The organism is Phreatobacter stygius (genome assembly GCF_005144885.1).
GTDB classification, from domain to species: Bacteria; Pseudomonadota; Alphaproteobacteria; order Rhizobiales; family Phreatobacteraceae; genus Phreatobacter; species Phreatobacter stygius.
In genome coordinates this window covers 5,258,052-5,274,708 of record NZ_CP039690.1, presented here as the reverse complement: position 1 = coordinate 5,274,708, position 16,657 = coordinate 5,258,052, and the positions used below count along the sequence as shown (strand labels likewise).

Below are 16,657 nucleotides of genomic sequence, written 5' to 3'. Positions count from 1 at the left end.
CAGCACGCATCGGACACGATCGGGGCACCCATGGAATATTTCCGACGATTCACCTTCCTGTTCGCGACACCGGCCTTCGACACCGATGACCTCGAGGGCATCCGGTTCAACCAGATCGTCGAGGAAATCGAGCGATCCGGTTTCGAGGTGGTCAAGGCGCGCAAGCTGGAGGACGCCGAGATCGCGGTGCAGACCGATGCCGCCATTGGCTGCATGGTGGTCGACTGGGGCAAGAAGGGCCTGGAGGGCAAGACCGCGGCGCTGATCAACCTGATGCGCCGTCGCGGTCTCGACTTCCCGATCATCCTGTTGATCCGCCGCAAGCGCTTCGAGGATCTGCCGGTCGAGGTGCTCGACTTCATCGACGGCTACGTCTTCCTCTCCGAGGAGACGCCCGCCTTCATCGCCAAGAATCTCGTCAGCCGGCTCAAACAATATGCCGAGACGCTGAAGACGCCGTTCTTCGGCGCGCTGGTCGACTACGCCGAAGAGGGCAACCAGCTCTGGACCTGCCCGGGCCATAATGGCGGCGTGTTCTACTCGCGCAGCCCGATCGGCCGGGTGTTCATGGAACATCTCGGCGAGGCGGTGTTCCGCGACGACCTCGACAATTCCGTGCTCGACCTCGGCGACCTCCTGACCCATGAGGGCCCGGCCCTGCAGGCGCAGAAGGAAGCCGCCAAGATCTTCGGCGCGGAAAAGACCTATTTCGTGCTCAACGGCACCTCGACCTCCAACAAGGTGGCACTCGCCGCGCTCGTCACCGATGGCGACCTGGTGCTGTTCGACCGCAACAACCACAAGGCCGCCCACCACGGCGCCCTGCTGATCGGCGGCGGCATTCCCGTCTATATCCCCACCGTCCGCAACGCCTGGGGACTGATCGGGCCGATGTGCTGGGAGGCCTTCGACGAAGAGGCGCTGCGCGAGCGCATCCGCACCCATCCGCTGGTCAAGGACCCGGAAGCCTGGCGCAAACCACGACCATTCCGCGTCGCCGTGGTCGAGCAGTGCACCTATGACGGCACGATCCACAGCGCCGAGATGATCCTCAAGCGCATTGGCCATCTCTGCGACTACATCCTGTTCGACGAGGCCTGGGCCGGCTTCATGAAATTCCACCCGCTCTATGCCGGGCGGTTCGCCATGGGGCTCCAGGACCTCGGTCCGGATGCGCCAGGCATCATCGCGACCCAGTCGACCCACAAGCAGTTGGCGAGCTTCTCGCAGGCCTCGCAGATCCACATGAAGGACCGCCACATCCGTGGCCAGAAGCGGCGGGTCGAGCACCGGCGCTTCAACGAGAGCTTCATGCAATATGCCTCGACCTCGCCCTTCTATCCGCTGTTCGCGTCCCTCGACGTCGGCGCGCAGATGATGAAGGGGCGCTCGGGCGAGGTGTTGTGGGACGATACGATCCGGCTCGGCATCGAGCTGCGCAAGAAGATCCGCGCCGTGCGCCGCGAGTTCGAGGAAAAGGAAGCGCGGCCCGAGCGCCGCTGGTTCTTCGAGCCTTTCGTGCCGGACCGGGTGGAAATTCCCGATGTCTCGCGCGACGGCGGCGTGCATCACGTCGCCTGGGAGACGGTCGGCACCGACCAGCTCGCCACCAATCCGGCCTATTGGCAATTGGCGCCCGATGCCGCCTGGCACGGCTTTGCCGGCATGACGCCGGGCTTCGCCATGACCGACCCGAACAAGCTGACGCTGCTGACGCCTGGCTTCGACCGCGCCACCGGCACCTATGCCGAACACGGCATCCCTGCCCCGGTGGTTGCCCAATATTTGCGTGAGAACCGCATCGTCGCCGAGAAGAACGACCTCAATTCGCTGCTCTTCCTGCTGACGCCGGGGGTCGAGGCCAGCAAGGCCGGCACGCTGATCAGCGGGCTCGTCGCCTTCAAGAAGCTGCACGACGACAATGTGCTGCTGGAAGAGGCCATCCCGGAATTCTTCAGGCGCCGGCCGGCGCGTTATGCCGGCGTGCGCCTGCGCGATCTCTGCGCCGACATGCACCGCTTCTTTCGCGACGCCAATGTCAGCGCCCTGCAGGCCAAGCAGTTTTCGGCCGGGCACCTGCCCGAGATCGCCATGTCGCCCCATGACGCGGCGCGCTGCCTGACCCGCAACGACGTCGACTACCTGCCCATCGACGCGATTGCCGGCCGCATCGCGACGACGCCCTTCGTGGTCTATCCGCCGGGCATCGCCACCATCGTGCCGGGTGAGCGGCTGACCGAGCGGGCACAGCCGATGATCGACTATCTCAAGATGTTCGAGACCTGTTTCAACACCTTCCCCGGCTTCGAGGTGGAGATCCAGGGCCTCTACCGCGAGATCGATGCGTCGGGCCGCGTCAGGCTTCATACCTACGTCGTCTCCGAATAGGCTCGGGATTCGGGGAGGACAGGACAATCCATGGAGAACCAGCAAGCGGTCGTCATCCGGCCATCACGCGACACCGACGTCGAGGCCATGCTGGCGATCTATCGCCGTCATATCCGCCAGGGCATCGACGAACGGATCGACGACAGCGAGGCGGCCGAGCCCGATGACCTGCGCGACCGGCGCAAGAACCTGCGCAACCGCCGTTTTCCGCATCTGGTGGCGACGCTGAACGGCGAGGTGGTCGGTTATGCCTATGCGGTGCTGTTCCGCAAGCGGCCGGCCTATCGCTATACGGTCAAGCACTCGATCTATGTCCACCACGGCCATCTCGGCCGCGGCGTCGGGCGGCTCCTGATGCAGGGGATCATCGACGCCTGCGCGGCCTCGGGCTTCCGTCAGATGATCGGTTATATCGACGCCGACAACGCCGCCTCGCTCGGCCTTCACCAAAGCTTCGGCTTTGCCCGGGTCGGCGTCTTGCCGGCGGTTGCCTATCGCCATGGCCGCTGGTCCGACAGCGTCATGGTTCAGCGCTCGCTCGGCACCGGCTCCACCGCCCCGCCGCCGCCCGCGCCTCGCCCGGCCCGGTGATGCGTCGGGCAGCGCTCGCCGCCGCTCAGCGCCCCGGCCGCCGCGGCGCCACCATGTAGACAAGCGTGCTGACGAACAGAACGGCGGCCAGCGCCCCATGCATGCGCGCAAAAGTGACGGCCGGGTCGAGACCCTGCCCAAGGCCGTCGTCGATCAGCCAGCCCGAACCGGTCTGCACGGCCACCACGCCGGCGATGAAGACGAAGTTGAGCAAGGTCATGCCCCGCCCAACCAGATGGTCCGGGAAGAACGGCCGGGCATGGGCCATCAGGATCGTGTAGCTGAACCCGCAAAACCCGATAAAAACGAAAATGGCGGTCGCCGCCACCGCCGTCTGAACAGCTGTCGCGGCCAGGAGGGCCAGGGCTGCGGCCATGGCCAGATTGCCGGCGACGACCAAGGCCTTGGCCTGGCCCCAGCGATTTTCGATCCAGCCGAACAGGAAGGCACTGGATGTCATGGCCATTGCCATCAGCATCGCGGCATTGCTCTGCTGGGCCGGCGTCAGTTCGATCACCTCGGCGAGATAGGGCGCGATCCAAAGCCCCCTCAACGCAACGGCGACGGCGTAGCTGAAGAATACGATCGGCACGAGAAGCCAGAACAGCCGCGTCGAGACGATCGCGCCCAGGCCGGAAAAGATGCCGGAATCGGCCTTGCCGTCGATGCGCGGCGGATCTTTCAGGAACACCGCCGCCAGCGCGAAGGCGACGCCATAGAGGACCCCGAGCATCATCATCGTTGCCCGCCAGCCAAAACCGTCGGCGAGCAATGCCAGAGGCACCGTGCCGACGAAATTTCCGATCGACCCGATGCCGATCAACAGCGACGCCAGAAGGCCGAATTGTGCCGGCGGATGGTTGCGCGCGAAGACGTAGACGGCACTCATATAGACCGGCGAGCAGCCGATGCCGATCAAGGCCATGGCAAGGGAACCGAGGATCGCATTCGGCGCGAACGGGAAGAGGCAGACGCCGACGGCCCCGACCAGCATCAGCGGCAAGACGGTTCGGCGGGGACCAAAGCGGTCGAGGGCCCAGCCGACCGGAAGTTGCATCACCGCAAAGGTGACGAACCAGGATGAGCTCATGACCGCAAGCTCGGTCGCCCCGATCCGCATATCCGCCATGATCCGGGTCGCGAGGACACTCAGAAACAGGCGGAAGAAGATCGAGATGATATAGGCCAGCGAGAGCGCCAGAAACGTCTGCATGTTCGATCAGGTCACCTGCCCGACCGTCCAACACGACATGCGGCGAGCTTGAGCCTGGATAACGGATCTTGCGGTCGAGACCAGCCGCAAAGGCGACGGGCTGTTGCCCGGGGGCCTCAATGGCCGCGCCGTTCGCCGTCAGGCCCTGGTCGGCGGCCGTGTCAGGTAGTCCCACATGCGGTCCATGATGCGGCCGCTCCAGGTCGCGCGCTCGCAGGCTTCGTCGGCGTCAAGCACCGCGCCCTGGTCGGCAAGCCCGGAGGTAAGACATTCGAGCTCGATCCGGCAGGCATCCTCCAGGAAACGGGTCAGCACCACCGCTTCCTTCAGCGACGTGCCGGCGGTGACAACGCCATTGCCACGCATCAGGATGGCGCGGGCATCACCGAGCGTCTCGGCGAGCGCAGCCGCCTGCTCGTCCGAGCGCAACAATTGCGGATCGTCCCAGAGCGGCGGCTTGGGCGCGAAATAACTGCCCATGCCGTGGCGTGGCTTCGGCGTCAGGCGCAACGTGCCGAGCGTCATCGCCTTTGGCGGCATGGAGCGCACCACCCCGTTCACCTCAGGCCGCCGCCGGTAGATCTCGCGGTGAATGCGCACCTCTCCGAGCACGCCTTCGGGCAAGGGACCGTCGAGGCCAACGACCGAACAGGCCTCGTCGACACCGACCAGACCCAGCGGGGTTGCCGGCGAGACCAGGAAGTGGCGCGCATCCAGCCTGAGGCTGCAATGGCCATAGGCATGGACGAAACCGTGGCGCGCCAGCGCCCAGCCGGCGGTGCGGACCAGCGCGCTGTCGGCTTCGGTCGGGGTCGGCAATGCCAGCGTCATTCTTGAAAGCGGTTCATTTGTTGAATTCGGCGATCGCCGGCTTGGCGCCCCACTTGCAGAAACCCATGGGCTCGAACAGGAACTGGCGCTCGCGCCAGAGCAGTTCGTCGGCGATCTCGCGCACGCCGCTGGAATATTCGAAGACCATGCCGTCGGGGCCCTCGAAATAGAGGAACTTGGCCGAGGAGGTGGGGTGGCGGCCAGGGCCGAAGACCATCTTCACCTGGCGGTCGCGCAGGAACTGGTAGGACCGCATGATGTCGTCACCGGTTTCGACCTGATGGTTGATGTGCTGGATGCCCGGCTTGGTCGAGGGAAACATCGCGATGGTGTGGTGGACCTCGTCGATGCGCAGGAGCGGCGCATCGCCGATGCGGTCGCTGACCCGGGCATTGGTCACCTGGGTCCAGAACGCCTCGTCGCGGGCAAGATCGGTGGAGCAGAGCCCGATATGGCTGAAGCCGGTAATGCCGGCGTCGCGCTGGCCGTGGTAGCGCCGGCCGCTATGGGCCGGCCGCCAGGCGAGTTCAATCGGGTTGCCGGTCGGGTCGCGGAACGAGATGAACTCGCGCACCTTGCGCAAATCGGCTTCTTCCGCGGTGCCGCGCCGGACCGGATGGCCGAGCGCTTCCAGCTGGGTTGCCGCCTCATCGAGATCCGAACGCTGCTCGACTTCGAAACAAACGACATGATCGCCCGGGTCGCCGTCGAAATAGCACAACGTGTGTTCGCGCTGGTCGGACTTGAAATAGACCGCGCCCTTGTTCTGCTCGGCAATGTCGAGGCCGAGATATTCGGTGGCGAAATGGGTCGCGCCTTCCAGGTCGCGCGTGCCCAGGCGAACGTAGGAAACGTCGGCGAGCTTGATCATCTGAAGCCTCCGCGGGCCCTGGCCCGTTATTGATACTCGGCAATCGCGGTTTCACTGCCCCAGGCGCAGAACGAGCCGCGCGCCCTGGGGAACTGTCGCGCGCGGCGGGCGCCGTCGAACCTTTCGCCTTCGCAGACATAGCTGAACAGCACGCCATCGGGTCCGGCGAAGGTGACGAAGAGCTGGTTGGAAAAGGGCCGGCGGCCCGGGCCGTCGACGATCCGCACCTGAGCAGCGCGCAGAAAATAGGCGTTCTGCATGATCAGATCGACGTCCTCGACACCGAACTCCACCGCCAGCACGCCACGTCCCTCGGAGGGATGGACGGCAATGCGGTGATGCGCCTCGTCGAAGCGGATATAGGCCGCCTCGCCGACCCAGTCGCTGACCGCGCCGCTGAGCAGCCGGGTCCAGACGTCCTGGTCGGAAGCGTCGGGCGCGCCGCGCAGGGCGACGCCTTCGAGCCCGGTCATGCCGGCATCGCGTGGCCCGTGATAACGCCAGCCCGACTGCAGCGGCCGGACCACCAGCTCGACGTCATAGCCGCCCGGCATGCGGAAGCTGGCCAACCGGCGCGCCTTGCGGCGCTGCGCGCCCTCGCCGTCGTCCCGGCCGACCATGAAGCCCTGCGCTTCGAGAGCGGCGACCGCCCGGTCGAGCGTCTCGGGATCGCGCAGCTCGAAACCGACGGCTTGATGGCTCGGATCCCCGGCCACATAGACCAGCGTATGGTCGCGATAGTCGGAGCGGAAATAGGCTTCCGTCTCGGTCCGGTTGACCAGTTGCAGGCCGAGGATGCGCTGGGCGAAATCGGTCGCGCCGTTCAGGTCGGCGGTGCCGAGCCGGACATAACGCAATTGCTCGATCGGAATGCGGTTCAGGGTGTCTGTCATAGGCCCAGATGCTCTCGCTGGAGATCGGTGTCGGCGAGCAGCGTCGCCGGCGCGCCGTCGAAGACAATGCGGCCATGGGCGAGCACGACCGCCCGGGTGGCGAGCCGGAGCGCCATCGCGACATTCTGCTCGGCGATCACCATGGTCAGTCCCTCGCGGGCGAGGCGGCCGACCGAGCCGATGATGACATCCTCGATGGCGAGCGGCGCAAGGCCTTCGCTCGGTTCGTCCAGAATGATGAAATCCGCCTGGGTCAGCAAGGCACGCGCGATGGCGAGCAACTGGCGCTCGCCGCCGCTGAGCGCGCCGCTCGACGAGCGCCGCCGTTCGGCAAGCCGCGGAAACACCTCATAGGCGCGCTCCAGCGTCCAGCGGCGATCGGGCGCGCCGCGCGTCCAGAGCATCGCCATGCGCAGGTTTTCCTCGACCGTCAGGTTGGGGAAGACGCCGCGCCCTTGCGGCACCAAAGCCAGGCCGAGGCGGGCGATGCGATGGGTCGGCCAGCCGGTCACGTCATGGCCCTTGACCGATACCCGGCCGCCGACCGTCGGCTCGAGATTGAGGATGGACGAGATCAGCGTGGTCTTGCCGGCGCCGTTGCGGCCGAGCAGTGCCAGCACCTCGCCCTGGGCGAGTGCCAGGTCGACATCTGAGAGAATACCGACACCGTCATAGGAGGCCGACAGCCCCGAAAGCGACAGGCAGGCGGCGGGTTTTTCGGCGGTCAGCAAGGCCGGCATCACGACGCCTCCGCGAGCGTGCCGAGATAGGCGGCCTGGGCGCCGGCATGGGCGCGAATGCCGGCGGGCGTGTCGATGGCGATGAGGCGGCCGAGATCGAGCACGGCGACGCGGTCGCAGGCGCCGAAGACGATGTCGAGGTCATGGGCGATCAGGATGATCGCCACCTCGTCGTCATGATTGCGCACCAGTTCGACCAGGCGCTCGGCCTCCTGCCGGGCAAGGCCCGCGGTCGGCTCGTCGAGCAGCAGCAGTTTCGGCGCCATGGCGAGCGAAATCAGCACGTCGACGATGCGCTGGTCGCCATAGGAGAGGTTGCCGACCTTTTCATCGGCACGATGGCCGAGCCGGGCGCGGCCGAGCAGCGCCTCCGCCGCGCCGTCGGCTTCGGCCGTGACCGAAGCGCTCGACCGCCAGCGATAGCCGGCGCCGCGACGGGCGCGCGCGGCCAGTGCGATGTTTTCGCGCGCCGACAGTTCGGGGAACACCATGCTCTTCTGGAAGGTGCGTACCAGGCCGGCGCGCACCCGCTGGTCCGGCTTCATCCCGACGATATCGGTCCCGGCGAAGCGCACGCCGCCCCGGTCGGGGCTGAGGAAACCGGTGATGACATTGAACAGCGTGGTCTTGCCGGCGCCGTTCGGGCCGATCAGCCCAAGGGTCTCGCCCCGGCCGACCGCGAAGCTGACATCGACAAGCACGCGCAGGCCGCCAAAGGCCTTGGCGACACCGTCGATGGCGAGCATGGCGGGCGCGGTCATGACACACCTCCCCCACCGGCCGGCCGGCGGCCGAGCAGCGACCTGACACCGGCGACCACGCCCTGCGGCATGACCAGCACGGTCATGACGAAGATCAGGCCGACCAGCAATTGCCAGCGATCGGTGTAAGACGACAGATAGGTCTGGATCGACAGGTAGATGGCGGCGCCGACAAAGGCGCCGTAGAGCGAGCCGACGCCGCCGATCACCAGCATGATGATCATCATCGCCGACATGGTCCAATGCACGGCATTGGGACCGACATATTGATTGACGAAGGGATAGAGCGCGCCGGCCGCACCGGCGATGGCGCCCGAGGCGACCAGTGCCATCAGCCGGATCGCCGGGATGCTGTAGCCGAGCGCGCTCATCCGGAGCGCCCGCTCGCGCGAACCGACCAGGGCCCGGCCGATCGGCGCATCGACGAAACAATGGGCCGCGAGCAGCGCCAGTCCGGCGACGGCCGCAGCCGCGACATAGAGCGTCGGTCCGCTGTTGAGCACCACGGTCGCGACCCCCGCATGCAAGGTCAGCGGCGGAAAACCGCGCAGGCCGTCGGCGCCGCCGGTCACCTCGCGCCAGTGGAAAACCACCTCCCACAACATCTGGCCGACGATCAGGCTGAGGATGAGAAAGAACAGGCTGATGGTGCGCATGACGACGACGCCGAGAACCAGCGCCAGGACGACGCCGGTGGCGATGCCGACGGCCAGCATGACGATGAGATCGGCGCCCCAATATTGCGCGGTGATCGCCGCGGCATAAGCCGCGCCACCGAACAGGGCGGCATGGCCGAGCGAGACCAGGCCGCCGAAACCAACCAGCAGGTCGAGGCTGAGCACCGCCGTGCCGATGATCAGGATCTCGGCCAGGAAGCGCAATTGGTAGTCGCCGGCAAGCAAGAGCGGCCCGCCGAGGGCCGCGGTGACGGCCAGTGCGAGCGCGACGCGGGACAGGATCCGGCGGCCGAGCTGCGGCACGGCGGCGGCACCTTCCGCACGCAGGAGTTCCGTCCGGTTCACGGTTTCGATCCGGTTCACACTTGCCTCGTCTTCTGGGCGACCAGGCCCGAGGGCAGCATGACCAGCAGTGCCGCCATCACGCCAAGCGCGACGAAATTGGAAAATTCGGGCACCCAGACCTTGGCGAAGGTCATGGCGAAACCGAGCAGCAGCGCGCTCGCCACGGTGCCGCGGAAGGTGCCGAGACCGCCAACCACCACGACGATCAGCGCCAGGATCAGCACCTCCTCGTCAAGGCCGGGATAGGCGGACAGGATGCCCGCGCCGAGCGCGCCCGAGAGGCCGCCGAGACCGGCCGAAATGACCAGCACGGCGGTGAAGATGCGGCGCGTGTCGAGGCCAAGCGTCTCGACGAAGCCGCGATCGACCACGCAGGCGCGCACCACCGCCCCCCAGATGGTGCGGTCGACGGCGAACCACAGGCCGGCCGCCAAGGCCAGGCCGAAGCCGATGATGAACAGGCGGTAGATGGGGAAAGGCATGTCCATCAGGAAGATCACGCCGCGCAGCAGCTCGGGCATCTCCGGCGACATGATCTGCGCGCCGAAACCCCAGCGCATGAGGTCGGCGAAGACCACCGACAGGCCATAGGTCAGGAGCACCTGCATGAGATGGGTGCGGGCATAGAACTGGCGGAACGGAAAGCGCTCGAGCAGCAGCCCGGCCAGTCCGGCCGCCGCGAAGGCCGCCGGAAAGGCCAGCCACCAGGGCAGGCCGGAGCCGAACCACCAGGCGCCGACATAGGCGCCGAGCAGCACGAAGGAGCCGTGCGTCAGGTTGACGAAATTCATCAGGCTGAGCACCAGCGACAGGCCGAGGCCGGTCAAAAGCAGCAGCACCGAGAAGGACAACGCATTGAGCGTCTGGATGAGATAAAAGCCCACGACGACCTCGATCAGCAGCGTCGGTCAGGCCATCGGGCCCGGATCCTTGACGCCCTTGTAGGTGTGGATGACCTGGTTCAGCGCCCTGCCCTCGGCGTCCTTCTGGACCTCGTTGACATAGATATCGAGGATCGCCTGGTTGTTGCGCGGATCGAAACTCATCGGACCGAACACCGTCTCGATCGGCCGCGCCAGCACCGCTTCCTTGACCTTGTCCTTGTTGGCGAGGTCGCCCTGGACGCCCTCGACCGCGGCCCTGATGACCTGGCCGGTGACATAACCGGCCGTGCCCATCTCGCCCGGCAGCGCATTGCGGGCGGCCTGGTAGGCGCGGGTGAAACCGGCCGAGCTCGGCGCGGTCGGCGACTGGTTGCAGGTGTTGAGCCCGCCGAGCGCCGCGTCCTTGACCGCCGAGACGACGTCTTCCTGATCGAACAGCGCGCCGCCGCCGATCAGCTTGATCCGGCCCGAGAGACGATAATCGCGCATCTGCTGCAGGAACCGCACGGCATCCGAGCCCGCGAAGAAGGCATAGATGAAGTCCGGCCGCTCGGCCGCGATGGTGGTCAGGAGCGGGCCGAAATCGGTTGACCCGAGCGGTGACCACAATTGCCTGCCGATCTGGCCGCCCTGGGCGCGATAGGTCGCGGCGAAGTCGCCGACATATTCGCGGCCCGCGGCATAGTCGGCGCCAATGGTCAGACAGCCCTTCTTGGCGATCTTCTCATAAGCCCAGAGGCCGGCGGTGTGGCCGAGCATCCAGTTGGTCTTGGTCGGCCGGAAGACCAGGGGGCTTGCCGCCTTGCGCGCGAGATCATTGGCCGAACCGGCGGAAATGAAGGTCAGCGCCTTGGCATCCGTCACCACATCGCGCACGGCGAGCGCCACCGCCGAGCTGATGACGCCGCAGACCAGGTCGGCATTGTCCTGGCCGATCAGCTTGCGGAACTTGCGGACGCCCTCGTCGGGCTTGGCCTGGTCGTCCTCGACCACCAGCTCGACCGGCCGGCCGGCGAGACGATTGTCGTTCTCCTTGAGGAACAGCTGAATGCCCGCGCGCATGCTTTCGCCGAGCGCGGCGAACGGACCCGAGAGCGACGTGACCATGCCGATCTTCAGCGGCCGGCCAGCCGATTGCGCCAGGGCCGGAAGACCAAGGGGCGCGCCGATCGCGGCGCCAAGGACAGTCGCGGCACCGCCTGCCAGCACGGCCCGGCGACTGGGTGATGGATGACTGGACATGGCGACACTCCTCCCGTCGCGGTCTTGGCGCCGCACGACGCATCCGACCAGAGGCGTGGCAAAATGTCAAATTAATTTCGAAATTAATGGCCGTCGCAAGCCGGATAGCACTATCAATCCTGATGATTACTCCAGCATCCGTATAACTTATAGCCGAACGTCAGCCGACAGAAATCATACATCGCCAGTGCTCTGAGCTTGTAATTTCGAAATTATCGGATATGACGGGTTTATCCCACCGGCGCGAGACAGGCATGGCTGACAGGGCAGACGACACCACCGCGGACCGGCCCGACGCCGGCAAGACGATGGCCGACACGACCTATCGGCGGCTGCGCCACGACATCGTGGCCGGAAAGCTGCCGGCGGGAGCCAAGCTGAAACTGGAAGGCCTCACCGCGGATTATGCCGTGGGCATGTCGCCGCTGCGCGAGGCGCTGACCCGGCTGATGGGCGATCTGCTGGTCGTGTCGGAGGGCCAGCGCGGCTTCTGGGTGGCGCCCCTGTCGCTCGACGAACTCGATGACATCTCACGCGTCCGCGCGCTGATCGAAACCGAGGCGCTGAACGCCGCCATCCGAAACGGCGATGCCGCCTGGGAGGCGGCGCTGACCCGGGCTTTCGACGATCTGAGCGCCGTCGAAGCGACCCTGCCGCAAACCGCCGAACCTCTCGAACCGGCGGTGCTGGAACGCTGGGAGCAATGCAACCGCGCCTTCCATACCGCGCTGGTGGCGGCCTCCGGCTCGCCCCTGCTGATCAAGCTGCGCGACCTGCTCTACCAGCAGTCGGAACGTTACAGGCGCGTCTCGCTCAACGTCTCCAGGCGCCGGCGCAACGTCCATGACGAGCATGTCGCGATCTACGAGGCGGCGATCGCGCGCAATGCCCTGAGGGCTTGCCGGATGACCGAACTGCATCTCGCCCGCACCGCCGAGGAGGTGCGCCGCGCCATGCAGGAACTTTCCGAAGGCCAGGCGGCGACGGCCGAACCGCGGCGGCACTGATGTCCTTCGATCTCAGGGGCCAAAGAATCCTGGTCACCGGCGCGGCCGGCGGCATCGGCGGCGCGGCGGCGCAGGTGCTGGCCGGCCTCGGCGCCCATGTGGTGGCGACCGACCGCACGTCCTGCGCTGGCCTCGCCGAGACCATCGCCGCCACCGGCGGCACGGCCGAGACGATCAGCCTCGACCTCGACGGCAAGGACAAGGCCGCCGAACTCGCCGACCGGGCCGGTGATCTCGACGGCGCGGTGCTCGGCGCCGGCATCTATCGCGCGATCGACTGGGATGACGATGGCTGGGACGAGGCGGCCGCCGCGACGCTCGCCGTCAACCTGATGATGCCGATGCGGCTCGCCCGCGCCATCGCGCCAGGCATGGCCGCGCGTGGCCACGGCCGGATGGTGCTGGTCGGCTCGATCGTCGCCACCACGGGCGGTTCGTTTCCAGGCGTCGGCCCGCACTACGCCGCTTCGAAAGGTGGCCTGCACACGCTGGTGCGCTGGCTCGCCGCTCGCCACGGGCCGCAAGGCGTGCTGGTCAACGGCGTCGCGCCCGGCATTACCGACACGGCCATGGTCGGCGTCCACGATCTCAGCGGCGCGCTCGCCCGCCATCCGCTCGGCCGCGCGGCACGGCCGGAGGAAATCGCCTGGCCGATCGCCTTCCTCTGTTCGCCGGCGGCGAGCTTCGTCTCGGGCGCCATCCTCGACGTCAATGGCGGCGCGATGATGCGGGCGTGACCGACCGGGTTTCCCTGACCGAAAAGCCAGCCACGACGACAGGCTACGACCGGAGTTTCTCAGCATGAACATCGCCGTCAGCAGCCATTCCCGTTCCAGCCTTGCGCAATTGTCGCATTTCATCGACGGCCGTTTCGTCGCCGCCGGGCGGCCAGTCTTCGAGAACCGCAATCCGGCGACTGGCGGCCTCGTCAATCTGGTCGCCGAGGCCGATGCAGGCGTGGTCGACGACGCGGTCAAGGCTGCCCGCCGGGCGCTCAAGGGCCCCTGGGGACGGATGAGCGCGCCGGAGCGCGCGGCGATCCTGCGCAAGGTGGCCGACGGCATCATGCGCCACTTCGACGATTTCCTGACCGCCGAAGTGCTCGATACCGGCAAGCCGGTCGGGCTCGCCTCGCATATCGACATTCCCCGCGGCGCGGCCAATTTCAACGTCTTCGCCGACCAGGTCGTGTCGCTTTCGACTGAGAGCTTCCACCTGCCGACGCCCGATGGCACCGGCGCGCTGAACTACGCGCTGCGCGTGCCGCGCGGCGTCATCGCGGTCGTCTGCCCGTGGAACCTGCCCTTGCTGCTGATGACCTGGAAGGTGGCGCCGGCACTTGCCTGCGGCAATGCCGTGGTGGTCAAGCCTTCGGAGGAAACGCCGACCACGGCGACGCTGCTCGGCGAGATCATGAACGAAGCCGGCGTGCCGCCCGGTGTCTACAATGTCGTGCACGGTTACGGCCCCGACAGCGCCGGCGAATATCTCACCCGCCATCCCGGCGTCGACGGCATCACCTTCACCGGCGAGACACGCACCGGCACCGCGATCATGAAGGCGGCGGCCGACGGGGTCCGGCCGGTGTCGCTCGAGCTCGGCGGCAAGAATGCCGCCCTGGTCTTCGCCGACTGCGACCTCGACAAGGCGATCGAAGGCACGATGCGCTCGGTCTTCGCCAATTGCGGCCAGGTCTGTCTCGGTACGGAGCGCGTCTATGTCGAGCGATCGATCTTCGAGGCTTTTGTCGGCCGCCTGAAGAGCGGCGCCGAGAGCCTCCGGATGGGCGACCCGTTCGACAAGGCGACGACGCTCGGGCCGCTGATCAGCCGCGAGCACCGCGACAAGGTCACCACCTATTACGCCAAGGCGGCGGCCGAAGGCGCCACCGTCGTCACCGGCGGCGGCCAGGCCCGCCTTGGCGGCCCGCATGACCATGGCTTCTTCGTCCAGCCGACGATCTGGACCGGATTGCCCGAGACCTCGGCTGTGGTGCGCGAGGAGATCTTCGGCCCCTGCTGCCATATCGCGCCGTTCGACGACGAGGACGCGGCGATCGAGGCCGCCAATGACAGTCCCTATGGCCTGGCGACCTCGATCTGGACCGAGAATCTCAGCCGCGCCCACCGGGTCGCCGGTCGCATCGATGTCGGCATCGCCTGGGTCAATTCCTGGTTCCTGCGCGATCTCAGGACGCCGTTCGGCGGCTCCAAACAATCGGGCATCGGCCGCGAGGGCGGCGTCCATTCGATGGAGTTCTACACCGAGCTGCGCAACGTCTGCGTCAAGCTCTGACGCGCCCTGCCCGTTTCCTCTCCCAGCCGCTTTCCAAGGATCGAGCCATGCTGTCCGAAACCGACCGCCAGAAGGCGGTGGAAATCCTGCTCGAGGCCGAACGGACGCGCACCCCCGCGCTGCAATTGTCGAAGACCTGGCCAGAGCTCGCGATTGAGGATTCCTACGCCATTTCGAGTCTGGTCACTGAGCGCAAGATCGCCGGCGGCGCGAAGCTGATCGGCCACAAGATCGGCCTGACCTCGAAGGCCATGCAGCAATCCTCCGGCATCGACGAGCCGGACTATGGCCACCTGCTGGACAGCATGCTGCTCAATGACGGCGCCAAGGTGCGCTTCGACGACTATTGCGTGCCCAGGGTCGAGCCGGAGCTGACCTTCGTCCTGAAGGAACCGCTGAAAGGCCCGGGCATTGGCCTCGTCGACGTGCTGCGCGCCACCGAATGGGTCATCCCGTCGATCGAGATCATCGACGCGCGGGTGCAGAACCCACGCCAGATCACCGACACGGTGGCCGATAACGGCGCCGCCGCCGGGATCGTTCTTGGCGGCCGGCCGGTCCGCCCCGATGCGGTCGACCTGCGCTGGGTCGGCGCGGTGTTCTACCGCAATTCGGAAATCGAGGAGACCGGCATTGCCGCCGGCGTGCTCGGCCATCCCGCCATGGCGATCGCCTGGCTCGCCAACAAGGTCGGCCGCTTCGGCACCGTGCTGGAACCCGGCCATCTCATGCTGTCAGGCTCGTTCACCCGGCCGGTCTGGGCCGCCAAGGGCGACACCCTGCATGCCGATTTCGGCCCGCTCGGCGGCGTCGCCGTGCAGTTCGTCTGAGGCGAGAGCGGCGGGCATCCAGCGGCTTCGACCGCCGCCCCTCAGATCCGGCCGATCATCCGCCCCGCGGCGATCGCCTCGTGGATCTCCGCCTTCAGGATGCGGGCGAGTTCGCGCATGGCGAGGGTTGCCGGACGCTGCAGCGAATAGGCGATCATGAACTGCGTGGTGACGTCGGGATCGACCACCCGACGCACCACCAGGTCGGGGTCATTGACCTCCTTCAGGATCGTGCCGTGCGGCAGCACTGTTGGCGCGATGCCGCGCCGGACCAGGTCTTTCAGCGCCTCGAGCGCGTCGATCTCGACCAGCACCTCGAGCTCGGCGCCGCGCTGCTGGGCCACGCTGTCGAGCTGGCGCCTGAGCCCGTGATGCCGGCCGGGCAGGATCAGCGGCGCCGCGGCGAGCTGGTCGAAGGGGATGGTGTCGTCGTCCCATTCGCGCCGGTCGACCATGCTGCGCCTGGCGACGTGGAACAGGTCCACCGTCATCAGCGGGTCCATGCGGACATAAGGCGAGCGCCGGGCATTGTTGATGATCGCCATGTCGACACGGCCCGAGACCAGCCATTCGTTCACATAGCCGGAGAAGGCGTCGATGATCTGCAGCTTGACCTGCGGATGGCGCTCCAGGAACACCTCGACCAGGCGCGAGCCGATGGCCGCGCTCATCGACGGCGGCATGCCGAAGGAGACGGCGCCGGAGATGACGCTGGCGGTGTTTCTCAGCTCATCCTTGGCGGCCAGGAGGTCGCGCACCAGCGGCGCGACGGTCGCCTGGAATTGCGCGCCCTCTTCGGTCAGCCGGATGCCGCGGCCATGGCGGTAGAACAGTTGCGCCATCACCTCGGTCTCGAGCTGCCTGATGGCCCGGCTCAAGGCCGGCTGGGCAATGCCAAGCACGGTCGAAGCCTTCGACAGGCTGCCGGCCTCGGCGACGCCCAGGAAATATTGGAGGTGCCGCAGCTCCACCGGTGTCCATGCCTCCGCACGGCCGCCCCGTGCCACCCATGGTTAGCCGGGATCGATCGCCCAGTCCTATATCACGCCGGCATAGCTGCTAACGAGGCGGATGCGCTATCGGGCGAGC

At 66.9% G+C, this 16,657-nt stretch carries 16 protein-coding genes; 6 read left to right on the top strand and 10 right to left on the bottom strand.

The window, feature by feature from the left end:
• Positions 1 to 30 precede the first annotated feature (30 nt).
• Together E8M01_RS24850 and E8M01_RS24845 are read left to right on the top strand one after the other, a co-directional pair.
• A complete protein-coding gene (locus tag E8M01_RS24850; protein ID WP_136962614.1) occupies positions 31 to 2,388 on the top strand; it encodes an Orn/Lys/Arg family decarboxylase in 2,358 nt (785 codons plus the stop codon).
• A gap of 30 nt (positions 2,389 to 2,418) precedes the next feature.
• A complete protein-coding gene (locus E8M01_RS24845; protein WP_136962613.1) occupies positions 2,419 to 2,979 on the top strand; it encodes a GNAT family N-acetyltransferase in 561 nt (186 codons plus the stop codon).
• A 25-nt stretch (positions 2,980 to 3,004) separates the two neighbouring features.
• Here E8M01_RS24845 and E8M01_RS24840 read toward each other — a convergent pair whose 3' ends face one another.
• The 9 genes from E8M01_RS24840 to E8M01_RS24800 all read right to left on the bottom strand — a co-directional run bounded on the left by E8M01_RS24840 (position 3,005) and on the right by E8M01_RS24800 (position 11,436).
• Positions 3,005 to 4,192, bottom strand: coding sequence for an MFS transporter (locus tag E8M01_RS24840; protein ID WP_136962612.1), 1,188 nt, complete (start codon positions 4,190 to 4,192; stop codon positions 3,005 to 3,007).
• 138 nt (positions 4,193 to 4,330) lie between these two features.
• Positions 4,331 to 5,023: a class II aldolase/adducin family protein gene (locus E8M01_RS24835; protein ID WP_136962611.1), complete on the bottom strand. Its 693-nt coding sequence runs from the start codon at positions 5,021 to 5,023 to the stop codon at positions 4,331 to 4,333.
• A 13-nt stretch (positions 5,024 to 5,036) separates the two neighbouring features.
• Entirely contained in the window at positions 5,037 to 5,894 is an 858-nt protein-coding gene (locus E8M01_RS24830) for a VOC family protein (RefSeq protein ID WP_136962610.1), read from the bottom strand.
• Positions 5,895 to 5,920: 26 nt separating this feature from the next.
• Positions 5,921 to 6,787 (bottom strand): VOC family protein, encoded by an 867-nt coding sequence (locus E8M01_RS24825; protein WP_136962609.1) that lies wholly within the window; start codon positions 6,785 to 6,787, stop codon positions 5,921 to 5,923.
• Complete coding sequence (locus E8M01_RS24820; RefSeq protein WP_136962608.1) at positions 6,784 to 7,527, bottom strand: ABC transporter ATP-binding protein; 744 nt, start codon at positions 7,525 to 7,527, stop codon at positions 6,784 to 6,786. The genes E8M01_RS24825 and E8M01_RS24820 overlap by 4 nt, the downstream gene beginning before the upstream one ends.
• Positions 7,527 to 8,288 carry an ABC transporter ATP-binding protein gene (locus E8M01_RS24815; protein ID WP_215908797.1) on the bottom strand — a complete coding sequence of 254 codons (762 nt, stop codon included), beginning with the start codon at positions 8,286 to 8,288 and terminating at the stop codon, positions 7,527 to 7,529. The genes E8M01_RS24820 and E8M01_RS24815 overlap by 1 nt, the downstream gene beginning before the upstream one ends.
• Positions 8,285 to 9,328 (bottom strand): branched-chain amino acid ABC transporter permease, encoded by a 1,044-nt coding sequence (locus tag E8M01_RS24810; RefSeq protein WP_215908796.1) that lies wholly within the window; start codon positions 9,326 to 9,328, stop codon positions 8,285 to 8,287. The genes E8M01_RS24815 and E8M01_RS24810 overlap by 4 nt, the downstream gene beginning before the upstream one ends.
• Positions 9,325 to 10,194 (bottom strand): branched-chain amino acid ABC transporter permease, encoded by an 870-nt coding sequence (locus E8M01_RS24805; protein WP_136962607.1) that lies wholly within the window; start codon positions 10,192 to 10,194, stop codon positions 9,325 to 9,327. Before E8M01_RS24805 ends, E8M01_RS24810 begins: the two co-directional genes overlap by 4 nt.
• 24 nt (positions 10,195 to 10,218) lie before the next feature.
• Positions 10,219 to 11,436: an ABC transporter substrate-binding protein gene (locus E8M01_RS24800; protein ID WP_136962606.1), complete on the bottom strand. Its 1,218-nt coding sequence runs from the start codon at positions 11,434 to 11,436 to the stop codon at positions 10,219 to 10,221.
• Between the two features lie 254 nt (positions 11,437 to 11,690).
• On the opposite strand from E8M01_RS24800, the gene E8M01_RS24795 reads away from it, so the two are divergent.
• From E8M01_RS24795 to hpaH, 4 genes are all read left to right on the top strand, one after another.
• Positions 11,691 to 12,443, top strand: a complete 753-nt coding sequence (locus tag E8M01_RS24795) for a GntR family transcriptional regulator (protein ID WP_170182063.1) — start codon at positions 11,691 to 11,693, stop codon at positions 12,441 to 12,443.
• Positions 12,443 to 13,180 carry an SDR family NAD(P)-dependent oxidoreductase gene (locus tag E8M01_RS24790; RefSeq protein WP_136962604.1) on the top strand — a complete coding sequence of 246 codons (738 nt, stop codon included), beginning with the start codon at positions 12,443 to 12,445 and terminating at the stop codon, positions 13,178 to 13,180. The genes E8M01_RS24795 and E8M01_RS24790 overlap by 1 nt, the downstream gene beginning before the upstream one ends.
• A 64-nt stretch (positions 13,181 to 13,244) precedes the next feature.
• Positions 13,245 to 14,738 (top strand): 2-hydroxymuconic semialdehyde dehydrogenase, encoded by a 1,494-nt coding sequence (locus E8M01_RS24785; protein ID WP_136962603.1) that lies wholly within the window; start codon positions 13,245 to 13,247, stop codon positions 14,736 to 14,738.
• Between the two features lie 47 nt (positions 14,739 to 14,785).
• The gene (gene hpaH, locus E8M01_RS24780; RefSeq protein WP_136962602.1) at positions 14,786 to 15,568 is read left to right on the top strand and encodes a 2-oxo-hept-4-ene-1,7-dioate hydratase; all 783 of its coding nucleotides are present in this window, start codon (positions 14,786 to 14,788) and stop codon (positions 15,566 to 15,568) included.
• Between the two features lie 41 nt (positions 15,569 to 15,609).
• Here the strand turns inward: hpaH and E8M01_RS24775 are convergent, their stop codons facing one another.
• Positions 15,610 to 16,539, bottom strand: a complete 930-nt coding sequence (locus E8M01_RS24775) for a LysR substrate-binding domain-containing protein (protein WP_170182062.1) — start codon at positions 16,537 to 16,539, stop codon at positions 15,610 to 15,612.
• Positions 16,540 to 16,657: the final 118 nt, after the last annotated feature.